Source organism: Methyloversatilis universalis FAM5, from assembly GCF_000214035.2.
Lineage (GTDB): Bacteria > Pseudomonadota > Gammaproteobacteria > Burkholderiales > Rhodocyclaceae > Methyloversatilis > Methyloversatilis universalis.
On sequence record NZ_AFHG01000044.1, the window covers coordinates 150,425 to 166,300 of the forward strand.

The window sequence follows — 15,876 nt, forward strand, 5'->3', positions numbered from 1 at the left end:
GTTCGTACAGTGCTATGCATTATCCATACCATGCACGGAAAGCCTTCAAGGCGCCCTGCCGAACCCCGGATTGGCCCTCTGTGTTTCCGGAAGAAACACAGATGAGGTTCAAAACGAAACACGCGCTTGCAGTGCTCACGACATCTGGTCGTCCAGTTGCATGTCCTCCGCACGCCCCCGGTCCTTCATCAGTCCCCAGCGTCGGCGGCGCATCCACAGCGCCTTGCGACCGATGCCGAGCAAGGCTGCGAGATCGCGGTCGCAGTAGCTGTCCTGGTAGCGAAGAATGCTGTGGCGGATGTAATCCTCGATCGACATCGGTCCTGACGGATCACCTTCCGTCGCGGGCGGGCCCGATCGTGCCTGCGTGGCCTGCGGCAGTGCGTCGAACTGTTCGTCCAGCGACAGCGTGTCGCCTTCGGCCATGATGATGGCCCGTTCCATCACGTTTTCCAGTTCTCGGATGTTGCCCGGCCACGGATACTCCCGAAGGAAGGCGACGAATTCATCGGACATGCCCCGGATCTGCATGCCCAGGCGCCTGCAGTGGCGCTCGAGGAAATAGCGCGCAAGCAGTTCGATGTCTCCGCCCCGCTCCCGCAACGGCGGCACCTGTATCGTGATCACGTTCAGACGATAGAAAAGGTCCGCGCGAAAGGTATTGCTCTCGGTTTCCGCCCGCAGGTCACGGTTGGTTGCCGCGACGAAACGGGTATCGGTGTGATAGGTCTGGGTGGCCCCCACCGGCCGCACCTGACGCTCCTGGATGACGCGCAGCAGCTTCACCTGGACGTTCAGCGGCAGTTCGGATATCTCGTCCAGGAACAGGGTGCCTCCGCTGGCTTCGCGGATCAGGCCCTCGCTGGTGCTCACCGCACCGGTGAACGCCCCCTTCACGTGGCCGAACAGTTCGGACTCGATCAGGTCCGACGGGATGGCACCGCAGTTGATCGCGACAAAGGGGCGCTCTGCCCGCTCACCGCCGAAGTGTATGGCCTGGGCGACCAGTTCCTTGCCGGTGCCGCTCTCGCCCTGGATCAGCACATTGGTATCGGTCGATGCAACCCGGGCAATCATCGCCAGCATGCGCTTCACACCGTCGCTTTCGCCGATGATCGTGCGCTCGCCGTAGGCGCGGCGCAGGCTGCGTCTGAGCGACCGGTTCTCCCGGCGCGTGCGCTGCTCGGCCAGCACGCGCTCGACGGCAAACAGGAATTCGTCGTTGTCGAAAGGCTTGATCAGATAGTCGACCGCGCCCTTTCGCAGGGCGTCTATCGCGTTCTCCAGCGAGGAATAGCTGGTCATGAGGATGACCGGCAAGTCAGGCCGCTCCGCCTTGCTGGCGGCCAGGATATCCAGTCCGGTGGTGTCGGGCAGCCTCAGGTCGGTAATCAGCAGATCGACCTGCTCGGCGGCGAGATGGGCCAGCCCGGCGGCCCCGTTGTCGAACACGGTGCAGGCATAGCCGCGGGTGCTAAGCAGCATGTCCACGCAGACCGCGATGCCGGGATCGTCTTCGATGACCAGGATGCGTTCCGGGCGCACCACCTCATGCCTGTTCGCTTTGGCGCTCATGCTGTGTCCTCGCTGAATGGGCAGGCAGGTCGATCTCGAATGTCGCACCGCCGTTGGGATTGTTGTATGCGCGCAGTTCGCCGCCGTGCTCGCGCACGAACTCGTAGGCAATGGCCAGCCCCAGCCCCGTGCCCTGCCCGGAGGGGCGCGTCGTGAAGAAGGGCTCGAAGATGCGCGGCAGCACCTCTTCCGGTATGCCCGGACCGGTGTCGGAGATGCGGACCAGCACCCGCCGGTCTCCGGTCTGCGCGGTGGTGACGAAAATCCTCCCCGCCTCACCGACCGCGTGTGCGGCATTGATCAGGATGTTGTAGATCACCTCCTGCAACTGACCTGAATTGCCGAGAACGAGCGCGCCCAGTTCCGGAAAATGCTCCACCGAGACGGCTTTCCCGGACAGCCCCTGACGCAGCAGCACGATGGCTTCGATGATGGAGGCGTCGATCTCGAACGGCACGCGTGGCTCGTCCCCCACCCGCGAGAAATCGACCATTCGGCGTGAAATGTCCATCACGCGTCGTACATTCTCCGACACGATTCTCAGGCCTTTCTGCAGCGCCTCCGCGCTGACGTCGGCGCGCCCGAGCAGCATCTGCATCATCGACTGCACTGCAGTCAGCGGATTGCTGATCTCGTGGCACACGCCTGCCACCATGAAACCCAGTGACGCCAGCCTGTCACGCTGCAGCTCGGCCTGCGAAGTCGTCATCTGCTCGCTGCGATCCTCTACGAACAGCAGCATGCCGTCCCGAAGGGCACTCATCCACAGGCGCTCATGCAACCAGCGGCCATCGACCGCACGGGCCACGTCACGGAAGCGTTCGCAAGGGCCCGGGCCGGCCTCGCCGACCGCCGCCCAGTAAGCCGGGAGCAGGTCGCCCAGATGCTGCCTGCCCTGAACAGGACTGATGGTCACGCCGGGAAGCGGACGGCTGACCGCAACCACGAATCCTTCCTGGTCGAGCATGATCGTCGGCCACGGGAAGGCCTGCATCAGCTCTTCCCGACACAAATCCATCCGTGCGTCACTCATCGGCATCTTCATCGTTGGACCCGTTTTGCGCATGGCGTCAAAGACGGCGACCGCACGGGGCGACCGACCATGCCGCCCTGCGTACCGTGCGTTCGGCCCGCCCTGATGGCGAGTGGAGACTCAGAGCCTGACGATACAGGCCGTCATGAGCGCATGTGGGCGCGCCTGAACAACGAATCGTGGCGCGACAGAATGGAAGGCGATTGCGACGAAGTCGGCTCTTTGAATCATCGTTTCCTCCTTGTCCGGACATCCGTCCGCGACCATCGGAATGACATGGCACGGATAGAACGAATCGGCTTATCGTCCGGATCGAACCGTACGCAGGTGCTTCATGCGGTGCGATCCGGCTTCGCAGTCTCGGTGCGAGCACGGAACATTGGAAAGCAAGATCCGAACCTCTACCTCGGAACGGTTCGAGCATGTCCGGCCGTCCGTTTATAACCCAGACCGATCGTTCGGTACAGAGAACAGCGACTGTCGCGCCCCGCTCTATGGTCGCTGGCACCCGACGGTCAGATCATCTGCGAAGAATGGGAAGCGAGGGCGATGTGTGCCTGGAGGACAGCCGGGAATACCGACCAGGCCGCGTGCTCTCGCAGGGTATATGGCTGCCCGATGGCGAAGGATCGATGTCGTCGCGAACCGGGCCTGCCTCGTCGCGGGCGGTGACGGTCAAGCCTTGCCGCTCGATACGGAGGTGACGCCGGAGCCTCGCCATGCAGCCGCTGCAGGGGGGCACTGAACACCGGGCGGCCGTTGTCACGAGCAGCCCATGGTCGGAGATCGTTCAGATCCGGTGGCCATCATGGGCTCCAACTATCGGGCGGCGGTGATCAGGACATGCTGTCCAGCATGACCCGCGCGGCCCTGTGGACAGCGTGCTCCGTAAGCGGCAAGGATGCCGCCCCCCCTTGGCCTGCTGCTCGGCGTTCCCTCACTGACCCCGCCGATCCGTCAGGGCGACCGGATCAGTGGTGATCGTGACCGCCGGTAGCCGCCCCCAGGCCGCGGACGCTGGCCTTCACCTCCACCGTTTCGCGCGACTTGTCGGCGTACTCGACGGTGAGCGACAGCGGCACGGTCTGACCTTCTGCGACCGGCGCCTTCAGATCCATCAGCATCACGTGCAGGCCACCCGGCTTCAGTTCGACCGCCTTGCCGGCGGGCAGGTCAAGCACCGGCAGCGCGCGCATGCGCATGACGTTGTTTTCCATCGACATTTCATGCAGTTCGGTCACGCCGGCCACAGGCGACTTCGCGGCAACGACACGGCCGGCACGCGGTGCGGTGATCTGCATGAAAGCGCCGGTGGCCTTCTGCTGCGCAACGGTGGCGCGCACCCAGGCGTCCTTCACGACCACCTGGGCGGACGCGAAGCCGCAGGACAGGGACAGCACGCTGGCGAGAACCAGGCTTTTCTTCATGGTGAGCACTCCGGAAAGGAAGACTGTGGCAGTCGATGCGGTCAGCGGTTCAACGCGCCCGCAGCAATCGGGGGCGACCGGAGGTCGCCCTTCATGGATCATTCGTAGCGGATTTCGGTCACTTCGATCTCGCGCAGGCCGGCCGGACTCTGGAAGCGCACGGTGTCGCCCTCGCGCGCCTTGAGCAGCGCGCGCGCCAGCGGAGAGATCCAGGAAATGCGGCCGTCCGACGCATTGGCTTCGTCGACGCCGACGATCTGCACCGTGTGCGGGCCGTCCTCGTCCTCGTAGTCCACGGTGGCGCCGAAGAACACCTGTTCGGGATTCTGCTGTTCCTTCGGATCGACCACGGTGGCCGATTCCAGCCGCTTGATCAGGAAACGGATGCGGCGGTCGATTTCGCGCAGCCGCTTCTTGCCGTAGATGTAGTCGCCGTTCTCGGAGCGGTCGCCGTTGGACGCCGCCCAGGCGACGGTTTCGACGATGCGCGGGCGCTCGCTGCGCACCAGATCGTCCAATTCGGCGCGCAGACGGCCGTACCCGGTCAGCGTCATGTAGTTCTTGCTGCCCGGCGGCAGTGCGCTGCCGACTTCCGGATCGTCGTCCTCGGTGTCGGTTTCCTTGGTGAAGGCCTTGCTCATGCAGGTGGGAGGGTATGCGTGCCTATGCGAGGGACACGCATTTTACCGAAGCGGGCGGACGCCCGCCCGCTTCTGACTCGCTCGACCGGAGTCAGCGATGGGCGGAAACGCTCAGTGATAGATGGCCGGCTGGGTCAGCAGCGCTTCCCAGGGCCCCATGAAGGCATCGAACTCCTCCGCGCCCATCTCTTCGTCGTGATCGACCAGCGCCTGCAGCTCCTCACGGAACCGCCGTGCCGCGTCGTCGCGGATGAGCACACCGCGACCGATGCGCTTGTCGATCACCTCGACCGCTTCCAGACCTGCGTACTCGACCACATAGACCAGCGGATTGTTGAACATGATATGCATGACGATTCTCCTTGGCTGGTGCGGCTGTACAACGGACGACGGAGTCAGACCCGCCGCTTTTTCCTGCACCGCGACCCTGCGATGCAGATGGGGCACACCCGCCGGCTTTCAAGTCTGTTAACGGCGGATGTACCGACACCCTTGAGCACGCTTGCGCCGGAAACCGCGCAGACCTAACATCCGCGCCAGTCCCACGAACCGGAGCCCGGGGCGCCTACACGGCGCCCGTGCGCAAGGCATGGAAGAACAGGAAATTCACGCCACGCTCGACATGCTGCGCACCGAACACCGCGATCTCGATCAGGCCATTCTCGACCTGCAAGACGCGGGCTCGCGCGACGAACTGCTGCTGCGCCGACTCAAGAAACGCAAACTTGTGTTGCGCGACCGCATTGCCTCGCTCGAGCGCCTGCTCGAGCCGGACGAATTCGCATGAACGACCTTACCCGGAAGGACTGACTGCGCGTCAGCCGCGCAGTTCCACCCACACCGGCTGATGGTCGGATGCATCGGTGGCTGTATCGACATGCAGGTCGCTCACGCGCGGCAGAAGCGCCGGCGTAGCGAATGCGAAATCGCAGCAGTAGGGCCGGTCCGGCCAGTCGGCGCCGTGCAGACCCACCGTGTGTGCGTGCGGCCGTGCCGGGTGCAGATGGCGCCACAGATCCACCCAGTCGGCGCCCGGCTGTCCGGACCGTTCCACCAACAGGCGATATTCGGCGGAGTCCGGTTCGCAGTTGAAGTCGCCACACAGCAGCGCCGCGGCCGGCCGCAGTGGCGGGAGGAAGGCGGTGTTGCCGTCCTTCTCCGCGGGCGGCGCGCCGGCATGCGCCAGCGCCTCGGCGGACAGCGCGCGCAGCGCTTCCACCTGGGCAGTGCGCTGCAGCGGCGAGTAGTACTCCAGATGGGTGCAGAGCACGCGCAGCGGCCCGCCCGGCGCCTCCAGCGTTGCTTCGGCCACGGCACGCTGCATCGACGGCACCGACGGGTCCGCCGGCCACGGCAGCAGACGGCGCCACACTGCACGCACCGGCAGCCGGCTCAGCAGCAGGTTGCCGAACTGACGCGGGCGACCGCCCTCGCCCGGCTGGTCGCTGCCGGGGGCGAACACCGCGGCGTGCCCGGCAAATTCGGCCATGAACTGCGCCACCTGATCCTCTCCCGACAGCCCGGGCAGCGCGTCGTGGCCCACCGCAACCTCCTGCAGGCAGATCACGTCGGCATCGCCGCCGGCACGTATCGTGTCGGCGATGCGTCGCACGCTGACCTGCCGGTCGCAGCCGCGCGCCCATTGGATGTTCCAGCTCACCAGCTTCATCTGATCGCTCCATCGCGGAACACGCGGCCGCGAAGCCGGTCGATTCCGCATATGCATGACAGGAAGACTCCGATGATACGAAGCCTCGCGCGCCGCACCTTCATTCTCGCCAGCGCCCTCGCGCTCGGCCTTCCGCCCGCAATCGCCCAGAGCGCTGACGACACCGCACTGGAACGGCTGCGCATGCCGCCCGGCTTCACCGCGGAACTGTGGGCCCGGGTCGACAACCCGCGGGCGATGACGCTGGGCGCGCCCGGCCGGCTTTACGTCGGCTCCCGGGCGGGCCATGTCACTGCGGTGCCCTTCGATCCGGTCACGATGAAGGCCGGCGAGGCGGTGAAGATCGCCCGCGGCCTGAACATGCCGGTCGGCGTGGCCTGGCGCAAGGGCGATCTCTACGTGTCTTCGCTCGACCGCATCGTGAAGCTGCCGGCCATCGACGACCGGCTGGCGGCACCGCCGAAACCGGTGGTGGTCAATGACCGTTTCCCGAAAGACACCGCGCACGGCTGGAAATTCATCGCCTTCGGACCGGATGACAGGCTGTACGTGCCGGTCGGCGCGCCCTGCAACATCTGCGATCGCGACCGGGATGGCTACGCCAATATCATGCGGATGAATGCCGACGGCAGCGGTCTGGAAACCTATGCGCGCGGCGTGCGCAACAGCGTGGGCTTCGACTGGCATCCGAAGACCGGAGAGATGTGGTTCTCCGACAACGGACGCGACTGGATGGGCGACGACACGCCGCCGTGCGAACTGAACCGTGTGAGCAAGCCCGGCCAGCACTTCGGCTACCCCTACTGCCACGGTGGCGACATCGCCGACCCGGAATTCGGCCAGGGACGGTCCTGCGCGGACTACGTGGCGCCGGCGTGGAAGCTGGGCGCCCACGTGGCGCCGCTGGGCATCCGTTTCTATACCGGCAGCCAGTTCCCGGACGAGTACCGCGGCGCGCTGTTCGTCGCCGAACACGGTTCGTGGAACCGGCGCGAGCGCGACGGCTACCGGGTGATGGTGGCGCGGCTGGAGGGCAACCGGGTGGTGAGCTACACGCCTTTCATCGAAGGGTTCCTCGGTCGCAACGATGCGGTATTCGGTCGCCCGGCCGACGTGCAGGTGCTGCCGGACGGCACGCTGCTGGTGTCGGACGACGCGTCGAACGCGATCTACCGCATCCGCTGGAACGGCACCCGCCAAGCCGCAGCGGACCGCTGAAATCAGGCAGACCGGCTGACCGGGCCGGCCTGCAGCGCGTTCAGCGCGGATTTGAGCTTGAGCGGGTTCAGCGGCTTGCGCAGCACCGGCAGGCCGGCACCGGCGGGCACCGTGCTGTCGCCGGTCAGCAGCAGCGCCGGCAGCGCCTCACCGAAGCGGGCCCTGACCTCGGCGATCAGCGCGCGACCGTCGGCATCCGGAAGATGGCAGTCGGCCAGCATCGCGTCCGGTGGCGGCCCGTCCAGCGCGGCGCGCAGTTCAGCGCCGCATGCGAAGGTCCGCACTCGCACGCCCCACTGCTCGAGCTGACGCGCGCTCGCATCCCGCACCAGCGCGTCGTCGTCGACCAGCCAGATCTTGAACGCAGGCAACGCTGCATCGACCGCGTCGGACGACGCGGGCAGCGGCTCTGCGGCCACCTGCGCGTCGGCCGCACAGGACAGAACCAGCGAGAAGGCGCTGCCGCGGCCGGGACGGCTGTGCAGCGTGAAGCGGTGGCCGAGCAGCCCGCACATCTGCCGCACGATGCTCAGCCCCAGCCCGAGCCCCTCTCCCTGGCCCTCGGTCCGCCGCCCGCGCAGATGGGGTTCGAACAGATGGGCGCGCCGGTCTGCGGCAATGCCCGGCCCGCTGTCGATCACCGATATGCGGACTTCGCCGCCGCGGCGCACGCAGCGCAGCGCCACCCAGCCGCGATCGGTGCAGCGGAGTGCGTTTACCAGCAGATTGCGCACCGCACGTTCGAGCAGCAGCGGATCGGACAGCACGGTGACCGGCTCCAGCCGGCGCAGCAGCACCAGACCGCGCCGGTGGGCGAGCGCCTCGGCTTCGTCGGCCAGCCGGTTCAGCAGCGCCGACGGATCGAACACCCGGGGCAGCGGCTGCAGCGCGCCGGCCTCCAGACGGCCCAGATCGAGCAGCGCGTCGAACAGCCCCTGCAGCCCGTCCGCCGCGCTGTGCAGACGGGCCATGAAGGACGGATCCGCCGCCAGCGCCGGCCGTTCGCCCAGCAGGTTCACGTAGAGGCCGAGCGCGTGCAGCGGCTGCCGCACGTCGTGGCTGGCGGTCTGCAGGAAATGCGAGCGGGCCGAGGCCGCCGCGTCCGCCTGCTCGCGCAGCGAACGCTCGAGCGCGGCGTCGACCTGCTCGCGGGTCAGGTCGCGCTGCATCGCGCCCACCCGTCCGCTGAGCCACGCGAGCTGGCGGCCGCGCGCCAGCGCGACGAACAGGTAGAGCGACAGCAGCACCGTCACCACCACGCCGCCGACCAGACCGGCCAGCGGCAGCCCGAGCCGGGCCAGCAGGCCGGGATCGACGCCCGGCTGCAGATACATCACCCACTCGCGGTCAGCGAAACGGACCACGCGCTCGACCAGTGGCTCGCCCAGCGCGCGGGTCGCCAGAAAATCGTCGATGCTGGCCGGGTCGTCATTCACCGCCAGCCCGTACAGGCGCTGCTCCACCGCAGGCGCCGAACGGTCGAACACCCAGATGCGCACGCCCGGATCGGCCGCCGCCAGCACCGAGCGGAACAGCGCGCCGACGCTGAACACGCCGAAGGCCACGCCAGCCGGTTCATCGACGCCGCCGGTCACCGGCGCGACATCCACCCGCAGGAAAGCCTGCGTGACCTGGTCACCGTCCGGCCCCCAGGCATCCGCGCGCCGGACTTTCAGCGCCGAGGGCTCGCTGCTGCGCAGCGTGCGGGTGATCGCATCCTGACGGCCTTTCACCGACGCCATGTCCAGCCCGGCCCCAAGCGAGTCGCCCTCGCGGGTGGCCAGCGAATGGACCGGAAAATAGACCTCATGCGCCGGCAATGCGCGCTTCAGGCCGTGGCCGGTTTCCTCGTGAATGGTTTCGGCGCGGCCAGTGCGCTGACTGAGCCAGCGTTCGAAGGCCGCGCGCCCGCCCTCGGTCACCCGCGGCGCCCAGCCCAGCGCGAGCGTGCCCGGATGGGTGGCCGCATCGGCGGCGACGAAGCGGGCAAAACGCTCGGACTCCGGCTCGTCCTGGGCGCGGATGTAGGCACGCACCGAATACAGCGACTCGAGCGAGAGGTCGATGGCGAGCGTGAGTTCGCGCACCAGCGCCGAAGCCTGCGCCTCCAGTTCCGCCTGCGCCCGGTCCGCCGCCACCTCCTGCAGCAGCCGGCTCGCCCGGAAGGTCAGGGCCAGCCCGGCCACCAGTACGCACAGGGCCAGCAGCAGCGGCCAGCGGCTGCGGGCGCTCACGTCCTTCGCGACTATGTCTTTCGAGATATTGCTCACCCGCTCCAGTGTCCGAAGAATGCGTTGCGGTGCGCCACCCCTGGCGCAACAACAACAATGAGGAGCGTCTCATGAACACCCTGCGCAACACCATCATCACCACCGCCCTGCTGCTCGGCAGCGCCGCCGCCAGCGCCGCGGGCGCACTGAGCGTGCAGCGCGAAGCCACGGTGGACGCCGCCCCGGCCACCGCATGGAAGCTGGTCGGCAATTTCAACGGTCTGGATGTGTGGCACCCCGCGGTGACCGCCAGCAGCATGAAGGGCACCGGCACCAAGGCCGGCGCGACCCGCGTGCTCACGCTGGGCAATGGCGCGCTGATCAAGGAAAAGCTGACCGCCTACAGCGCCACCCAGCGCAGCTACACCTATGCGATCACCGAATCGCCGCTGCCGGTGAAGAACTACAGCTCGACCATCAAGGTGAGCCCGGCCGAGGGTGGCAAGTCGCTCATCACCTGGCAATCGACCTTCGACGCCAGCGGCGCCAGCGACGACGAAGCAGTGAAGACCATGCAGGGCGTGTACGACGCCGGTCTGGGCCGCCTCGGCGCCACGCTGAAGAAGTAAGGCGTTTCCGGCACGGCGCCCCGCGGGGCGCCGTGCTCTGCCGCGCGCTGAAGCGCCGCGGTGCTGAGATAATCGCGGCATGAAAGTGCTCATCGCCGACGATCATCCGCTGTTCCGCGACGCCCTCGCCCGCATGGTGCGCGAATGCGCGCCCGACGCACTCATCGTCGAGGCTGGCAGTCTGGACGAAGCCCGGCGCGCACTCGACGACTGCACCGACCTGCTGCTGATCGATCTGCGCATGCCCGGCGGTGCCCCTGCCGACGTCGTCGGCAGCCTGCATGCGCTGCAGCCCACGCTGCCCATCGTGGTGGTGTCCGGCTCGGAAAACCCGCTCGACGCACGCCATGCGCTGGCGCAGGGCGCCGTGTGTTTCCTGCGCAAATCACTGCCGCCGGACACGCTGCGCCGCCACCTCGCCACCCTGCTCGCCGGTGACCTGCCGGACGATGCGGACGCCGGCCCGTTCGCTGCGCAGGCCGCCGCACCGGCGCTCACCCCCCGCCAGCTCGAAGTGCTGCGCGCACTCAGCGGCGGCGCTACCAACAAGCACATCGCGCGCGCGCTCGGTCTGACCGAAGGCACGGTCAAGCTGCACGTGGCGGCCGTCATCGGCGCCCTCGGCGTGGGCAACCGCACCGAAGCGGCGGCGCGCGCACGCGATCTGGGCCTGGCTTGACCCGCGCGATTGACAGCCGCGGCCAGAGCGCGTTGACTGGCGCCATCCATGACAAAGGAACAGCGATGAATTCCGAAACCCTGCTCGAAGACAGCCGGATCGAGAACTTTTCGGTCATGCCGGCCCCGGCCGACATCAAGGGCGAAGCGCCGATGAGCGAAGCCGCGTCGGCGGCGGTGCGGGCCGGACGCGAGGCGGTACGCGCCATCCTCGAGCGCAGCGATCCGCGGCTGTTCGTCGTGGTCGGGCCGTGCTCGATGCACGACCCGGTGGCCTGCATGGAATACGCGCGCCGGCTGCGCGCGCTGGCCGACGAACTGTCGCCCTCGCTGCTGCTGGTGATGCGGGTGTATTTCGAGAAGCCGCGCACCGCGGTGGGCTGGAAGGGCTATATCAACGACCCCTTCATGGACGACAGCTTCCAGATCGAGGAAGGCATGCGCCGTGCGCGCCGCTTCCTGCTCGACGTGGCGGAGCTCGGTCTGCCGGCCGCGACCGAGGCGCTGGACCCGATTTCGCCGCAATACCTCGGCGACCTGATTTCATGGACCGCGATCGGTGCCCGCACCTCGGAATCGCAGACCCACCGTGAAATGTCCAGCGGGCTGTCCACGCCGGTAGGCTTCAAGAACGCCACCGACGGCGACCTCGACGCAGCGATCAACGGCATCATTTCCGCGTCCCGGCCGCACAGCTTTCTCGGCATCAACCGCTATGGCCGCTCCAGCATCATCCGCACCCGCGGCAATCCGCACGGCCACATGGTGCTGCGCGGCGGCGCCGGCCGGCCGAACTACGACTCGGTCAGCATCGCACTGGCCGAACAGGCGCTGACGAAAGCCGGCCTGCCGGCCAATATCGTGGTCGATTGTTCGCACGCCAACTCGTTCAAGAAACCGGAGATGCAGCCGCTGGTGCTGGCCGACGTGGCCGGCCAGATCCGTGACGGCAACCGCTCCATCGTCGGCGTCATGATCGAAAGCCATCTGAACGCCGGCAACCAGTCGATTCCGAAGGACCTGTCGCAGCTGAAGTACGGCTGTTCGGTCACCGACGGCTGCGTGGACTGGGCCACCACCGAACAGATGCTGCGCGATCTGGCGGCCACCGTCAGCGACGCACTGAAGCACCGGGTCGCGGCCTGAGCTCAGGCGGCGCGCTGCTGCAGCGCGCCCTTGAGCAGGCCGCGCAGCATGGCCGGCTCGAACGGCTTGTCGCAGATGCCGGACACGCCGGCCTGTTCGACCGCGGCCAGCCGCCCCATGTCGGATTCGCTGGTCACCATCAGGATGGGCACCGACGCCTGCCAGCTCTGCTGGCGCACGTATTCGACCAGCGCACGGCCGTCCATTTCCGGCATGTTGTAGTCGGTCACCACCAGGTCGAACAGCGTGCGGTCGAGCAGATCCACCGCGCTGCGGCCGTCTTCGGCTTCGACGATATCGACGAAACCCACGCTTTCCAGCACCCGGCGCATGAAACGGCGCGCGTTCGCGCTGTCGTCGACCAGCAGCACGCGCATCGCGTCGTACTCGGCGTCGTCGTCGTTGGCGGCGCCGTCGCCGAGGTAATCCAGCGTGGCCAGCAGCACGCGCTGCAGCTGCAGGCCTGAGAAAGGCTTGGGCAGGATGCCGCACACGCCTGACTGGCGTACCGGGTCCAGCGCCTGCGGCCGGGTTTCGCTCGACACCAGCACGAAGGCCACGTGCTGCAGCGCCGGCGTATCGCGCATGGCCCGGACCAGATCGGTGCCGTCGGCATCCGGCAGGTAGAGCGCGCTGATCACCACATCCGGCGCCTTTTCACGCATCCGTTCGAGCGCCTCGCTCATGCTGCCGGCTTCACGTACGCGCAGCAGGCCGGCGGTGGCCACCAGTTCGCGGATGATGCGCTGCTGGGTCGGCGACGGTTCGACCAGCAGCGCGTCGAGGTGGGACAGATCGAGGGACATGGGCCGCTCCGGCATGGGCAATGCCGTCATTCACGGCATCATCGCAGTGCAACATGAATCGGTCATGCCGGACCGGGCGCGCAAAAAAAAACGGCCCGCCGAAGCGGGCCGTTCCATGCTCAGGATGCAGACGCGATCAGGCGGTCACTTCCTTGGCGGTCTCGACGTATTCTTCGATCTGGTCGAAGTTCATGTACTTGTAGATCTTGTCCGCGTTCTGGGTCACCACGCCGATTTCGGCCTGGTATTCCTCAGCGGTCGGGATGCGGCCCAGCTTGGAGCACACCGCCGCCAGTTCCGCTGAGCCGAGGAACACATTGGTGTTCTTGCCCAGACGGTTCGGGAAGTTGCGGGTCGAGGTCGACATCGCGGTGCTGCCTTCCTTGATCTGCGCCTGATTGCCCATGCACAGCGAGCAGCCGGGCATTTCCATGCGGGCGCCGGCACCGCCCAGGGTGGCGTAATAGCCTTCCTTGGTCAGTTCGGAGGCATCCATCTTGGTCGGCGGAGCGATCCACAGACGCACCGGAATGTCCTTCTTGCCTTCAAGAATCTTGCCGGCGGCACGGAAGTGACCGATGTTGGTCATGCAGGAGCCGACGAACACTTCGTCGATCTTGGTGCCGCTGACTTCCGACATGAACTTGGCGTCGTCCGGATCGTTCGGGCAGCAGACGATCGGTTCCTTGATGTCGTTCAGGTCGATCTCGATCACGGCCGCGTATTCGGCGTCCTTGTCGGCTTCCAGCAGCTGCGGATCAGCCAGCCAGGCTTCTACCGACTTGATGCGGCGCTCCAGCGTGCGGGCGTCCTGATAGCCGTTGGCGATCATGTTCTTCATCAGGACGATGTTCGAACGCAGGTATTCCTGCACCGGCTCCTTGTTCAGCTTGATCGTGCAGCCGGCGGCCGAACGTTCTGCCGACGCGTCGGACAGTTCGAACGCCTGTTCCACCTTCAGGTCGGGCAGACCTTCGATTTCCAGAATGCGGCCGGAGAAGATGTTCTTCTTGCCCTGCTTGGCCACGGTCAGCAGACCGGCCTTGATCGCGTACAGCGGAATGGCATGCACCAGGTCACGCAGCGTGACGCCCGGCTGCATCGAGCCCTTGAAGCGCACCAGCACCGATTCCGGCATGTCCAGCGGCATCACGCCGGTGGCCGCACCGAAGGCGACCAGACCGGAACCGGCCGGGAAGGAAATGCCGATCGGGAAACGGGTGTGCGAATCGCCACCGGTGCCGACGGTGTCCGGCAGCAGCAGGCGGTTCAGCCAGGAGTGGATCACGCCGTCGCCCGGACGCAGCGCGACACCGCCGCGGTTCGAGATGAAGGTCGGCAGTTCGCGGTGCATCTTCACGTCCACCGGCTTCGGATAGGCGGCGGTGTGGCAGAAGGACTGCATGACGAGGTCGGCCGAGAAGCCGAGGCAGGCCAGATCCTTCAGTTCGTCACGGGTCATCGGGCCAGTGGTGTCCTGCGAGCCGACCGTGGTCATCTTCGGTTCGCAGTAGGTGCCCGGGCGGATGCCCTTGCCTTCCGGCAGGCCACAGGCGCGGCCGACCATCTTCTGCGCCAGCGTGTAGCCCTTGCCGGTGTCGACCGGTGCCTTCGGCAGACGGAACAGGGTCGAGGCGCCCAGACCGAGGAAGTCGCGGGCCTTGGCGGTCAGCGAACGGCCGATGATGAGGTTGATGCGGCCGCCGGCGCGCACTTCGTCCAGCAGCACTTCGCTCTTGAGCGCGAATTCGGCGACGGTTTCGCCGTTCTTGACGATCTTGCCGTCGTACGGCAGCACGTCGATCACGTCCCCCATTTCCAGCTTCGACACGTCGACTTCGATCGGCAGCGAGCCGGAGTCTTCCTGCGTGTTGAAGAAGATCGGGGCGATCTTGCCGCCCAGCGTGACGCCGCCGAAACGCTTGTTCGGTACGAAGGGGATGTCCTGGCCGGTGGCCCAGATGACCGAGTTGGTCGCCGACTTGCGCGACGAACCGGTACCGACCACGTCGCCGACGTAGGCGACCAGGTGGCCCTTCTTCTTCAGGTCGTCGATGAACTGCATCGGGCCGCGCACACCGTCCTTCTCCGGCTTGAAGGCCGCATCCGGGCGGGTGTTCTTCAGCATCGCCAGGTAGTGCATCGGGATGTCCGGGCGGGTGGTCGCGTCCGGCGCCGGCGACAGGTCGTCGGTATTGGTCTCGCCCGGCACCTTGAACACGGTGACGGTGATCGACTTCGGCACTTCCGGACGGCTGGTGAACCACTCGCCGTCGGCCCAGGACTGCACCACTTCCTTGGCCTTGGCATTGCCGGCCTTCGCCTTCTCGGCGACGTCGTGGAAGTAGTCGAACATCAGCAGGGTCTTCTTCAGACCTTCGGCGGCAACCGCGGCGACTTCGGCGTCGTCCAGCAGGTCGATCAGCGGCTTCACGTTGTAGCCGCCCACCATGGTGCCCAGCAGTTCGGTGGCCTTGGCCTTGGAAATCAGACCGACCTTGACGTCACCGTGCGCCACGGCGGCCAGGAAGGAGGCCTTCACCTTGGCCGCGTCGTCCACGCCCGGCGGCACGCGATGGGTCAGCAGGTCGAGCAGGAAAGCGTCCTCGCCGGCGGGCGGGTTCTTGATCAGCTCGATCAGTTCAGCGGTCTGCTTTGCATCGAGGGCAAGCGGCGGGATGCCGAGCGCGGCGCGTTCGGCGGCATGGGCACGGTAAGCTTCAAGCACGGTGGGTCCTCCGGTAGACGGGTATACCGCATCATAGAACGACACACCGTGCTGATGGTGCGTCGCACGAAGACGCGGACAGAAAATCCGCGGCCCGAACCGCTGGCGGCAACCGG

General features: G+C 66.8%; 14 protein-coding genes. 5 read left to right on the top strand and 9 right to left on the bottom strand.

The window, feature by feature from the left end:
* Window positions 1-135: 135 nt before the first annotated feature.
* From METUNV1_RS08855 to METUNV1_RS08875, 5 genes are all read right to left on the bottom strand, one after another.
* Window positions 136-1,575: a sigma-54-dependent transcriptional regulator gene (locus tag METUNV1_RS08855; protein WP_008060938.1), complete on the bottom strand. Its 1,440-nt coding sequence runs from the start codon at window positions 1,573-1,575 to the stop codon at window positions 136-138.
* On the bottom strand, window positions 1,550-2,620 hold the full coding sequence (locus METUNV1_RS08860) for a sensor histidine kinase (protein ID WP_008060940.1): 1,071 nt from the start codon (window positions 2,618-2,620) through the stop codon (window positions 1,550-1,552). The genes METUNV1_RS08855 and METUNV1_RS08860 overlap by 26 nt, the downstream gene beginning before the upstream one ends.
* 959 nt (window positions 2,621-3,579) lie before the next feature.
* The gene (locus METUNV1_RS08865; protein ID WP_008060943.1) at window positions 3,580-4,035 is read right to left on the bottom strand and encodes a copper chaperone PCu(A)C; all 456 of its coding nucleotides are present in this window, start codon (window positions 4,033-4,035) and stop codon (window positions 3,580-3,582) included.
* Between the two features lie 98 nt (window positions 4,036-4,133).
* Window positions 4,134-4,676 carry a transcription elongation factor GreB gene (greB, locus tag METUNV1_RS08870; RefSeq protein WP_008060945.1) on the bottom strand — a complete coding sequence of 181 codons (543 nt, stop codon included), beginning with the start codon at window positions 4,674-4,676 and terminating at the stop codon, window positions 4,134-4,136.
* A gap of 111 nt (window positions 4,677-4,787) precedes the next feature.
* Window positions 4,788-5,027 (bottom strand): DUF3567 family protein, encoded by a 240-nt coding sequence (locus METUNV1_RS08875; protein ID WP_008060947.1) that lies wholly within the window; start codon window positions 5,025-5,027, stop codon window positions 4,788-4,790.
* Window positions 5,028-5,265: 238 nt separating this feature from the next.
* Between METUNV1_RS08875 and METUNV1_RS08880 the strand changes: the two genes are divergently transcribed.
* A complete protein-coding gene (locus tag METUNV1_RS08880; RefSeq protein WP_043359452.1) occupies window positions 5,266-5,463 on the top strand; it encodes a DUF465 domain-containing protein in 198 nt (65 codons plus the stop codon).
* A 30-nt stretch (window positions 5,464-5,493) separates the two neighbouring features.
* Here METUNV1_RS08880 and METUNV1_RS08885 read toward each other — a convergent pair whose 3' ends face one another.
* Complete coding sequence (locus METUNV1_RS08885) at window positions 5,494-6,345, bottom strand: endonuclease/exonuclease/phosphatase family protein (protein WP_008060949.1); 852 nt, start codon at window positions 6,343-6,345, stop codon at window positions 5,494-5,496.
* Window positions 6,346-6,417: 72 nt separating this feature from the next.
* Between METUNV1_RS08885 and METUNV1_RS08890 the strand changes: the two genes are divergently transcribed.
* Entirely contained in the window at window positions 6,418-7,563 is a 1,146-nt protein-coding gene (locus tag METUNV1_RS08890) for a PQQ-dependent sugar dehydrogenase (RefSeq protein ID WP_008060951.1), read from the top strand.
* A 2-nt stretch (window positions 7,564-7,565) separates the two neighbouring features.
* Here the strand turns inward: METUNV1_RS08890 and METUNV1_RS08895 are convergent, their stop codons facing one another.
* On the bottom strand, window positions 7,566-9,797 hold the full coding sequence (locus tag METUNV1_RS08895; RefSeq protein ID WP_051165243.1) for an ATP-binding protein: 2,232 nt from the start codon (window positions 9,795-9,797) through the stop codon (window positions 7,566-7,568).
* A gap of 107 nt (window positions 9,798-9,904) precedes the next feature.
* On the opposite strand from METUNV1_RS08895, the gene METUNV1_RS08900 reads away from it, so the two are divergent.
* The 3 genes from METUNV1_RS08900 to METUNV1_RS08910 all read left to right on the top strand — a co-directional run bounded on the left by METUNV1_RS08900 (window position 9,905) and on the right by METUNV1_RS08910 (window position 12,226).
* Window positions 9,905-10,402 carry an SRPBCC family protein gene (locus METUNV1_RS08900; RefSeq protein ID WP_008060955.1) on the top strand — a complete coding sequence of 166 codons (498 nt, stop codon included), beginning with the start codon at window positions 9,905-9,907 and terminating at the stop codon, window positions 10,400-10,402.
* Between the two features lie 79 nt (window positions 10,403-10,481).
* On the top strand, window positions 10,482-11,081 hold the full coding sequence (locus METUNV1_RS08905; protein WP_008060956.1) for a response regulator transcription factor: 600 nt from the start codon (window positions 10,482-10,484) through the stop codon (window positions 11,079-11,081).
* 65 nt (window positions 11,082-11,146) lie between these two features.
* Complete coding sequence (locus METUNV1_RS08910) at window positions 11,147-12,226, top strand: 3-deoxy-7-phosphoheptulonate synthase (RefSeq protein ID WP_008060957.1); 1,080 nt, start codon at window positions 11,147-11,149, stop codon at window positions 12,224-12,226.
* A gap of 2 nt (window positions 12,227-12,228) precedes the next feature.
* On the opposite strand, the gene METUNV1_RS08915 is transcribed toward METUNV1_RS08910, so the two are convergent.
* A complete protein-coding gene (locus tag METUNV1_RS08915; protein WP_008060958.1) occupies window positions 12,229-13,032 on the bottom strand; it encodes a response regulator in 804 nt (267 codons plus the stop codon).
* A gap of 136 nt (window positions 13,033-13,168) precedes the next feature.
* Window positions 13,169-15,760, bottom strand: a complete 2,592-nt coding sequence (acnB, locus tag METUNV1_RS08920; RefSeq protein WP_008060959.1) for a bifunctional aconitate hydratase 2/2-methylisocitrate dehydratase — start codon at window positions 15,758-15,760, stop codon at window positions 13,169-13,171.
* Between the last annotated feature and the right edge of the window lie 116 nt (window positions 15,761-15,876).

Coding starts and splice junctions, on each gene's coding strand:
- METUNV1_RS08885 (WP_008060949.1), bottom strand. CDS start 6,345: ATGAAGCTGGTGAGCTGGAACATCCAATGGGCGCGCGGCTGCGACCGG.
- METUNV1_RS08890 (WP_008060951.1), top strand. CDS start 6,418: ATGATACGAAGCCTCGCGCGCCGCACCTTCATTCTCGCCAGCGCCCTC.
- METUNV1_RS08855 (WP_008060938.1), bottom strand. CDS start 1,575: ATGAGCGCCAAAGCGAACAGGCATGAGGTGGTGCGCCCGGAACGCATC.
- METUNV1_RS08900 (WP_008060955.1), top strand. CDS start 9,905: ATGAACACCCTGCGCAACACCATCATCACCACCGCCCTGCTGCTCGGC.
- METUNV1_RS08860 (WP_008060940.1), bottom strand. CDS start 2,620: ATGAAGATGCCGATGAGTGACGCACGGATGGATTTGTGTCGGGAAGAG.
- METUNV1_RS08915 (WP_008060958.1), bottom strand. CDS start 13,032: ATGTCCCTCGATCTGTCCCACCTCGACGCGCTGCTGGTCGAACCGTCG.
- greB (WP_008060945.1), bottom strand. CDS start 4,676: ATGAGCAAGGCCTTCACCAAGGAAACCGACACCGAGGACGACGATCCG.
- METUNV1_RS08865 (WP_008060943.1), bottom strand. CDS start 4,035: ATGAAGAAAAGCCTGGTTCTCGCCAGCGTGCTGTCCCTGTCCTGCGGC.
- METUNV1_RS08875 (WP_008060947.1), bottom strand. CDS start 5,027: ATGCATATCATGTTCAACAATCCGCTGGTCTATGTGGTCGAGTACGCA.
- METUNV1_RS08910 (WP_008060957.1), top strand. CDS start 11,147: ATGAATTCCGAAACCCTGCTCGAAGACAGCCGGATCGAGAACTTTTCG.
- METUNV1_RS08905 (WP_008060956.1), top strand. CDS start 10,482: ATGAAAGTGCTCATCGCCGACGATCATCCGCTGTTCCGCGACGCCCTC.
- METUNV1_RS08880 (WP_043359452.1), top strand. CDS start 5,266: ATGGAAGAACAGGAAATTCACGCCACGCTCGACATGCTGCGCACCGAA.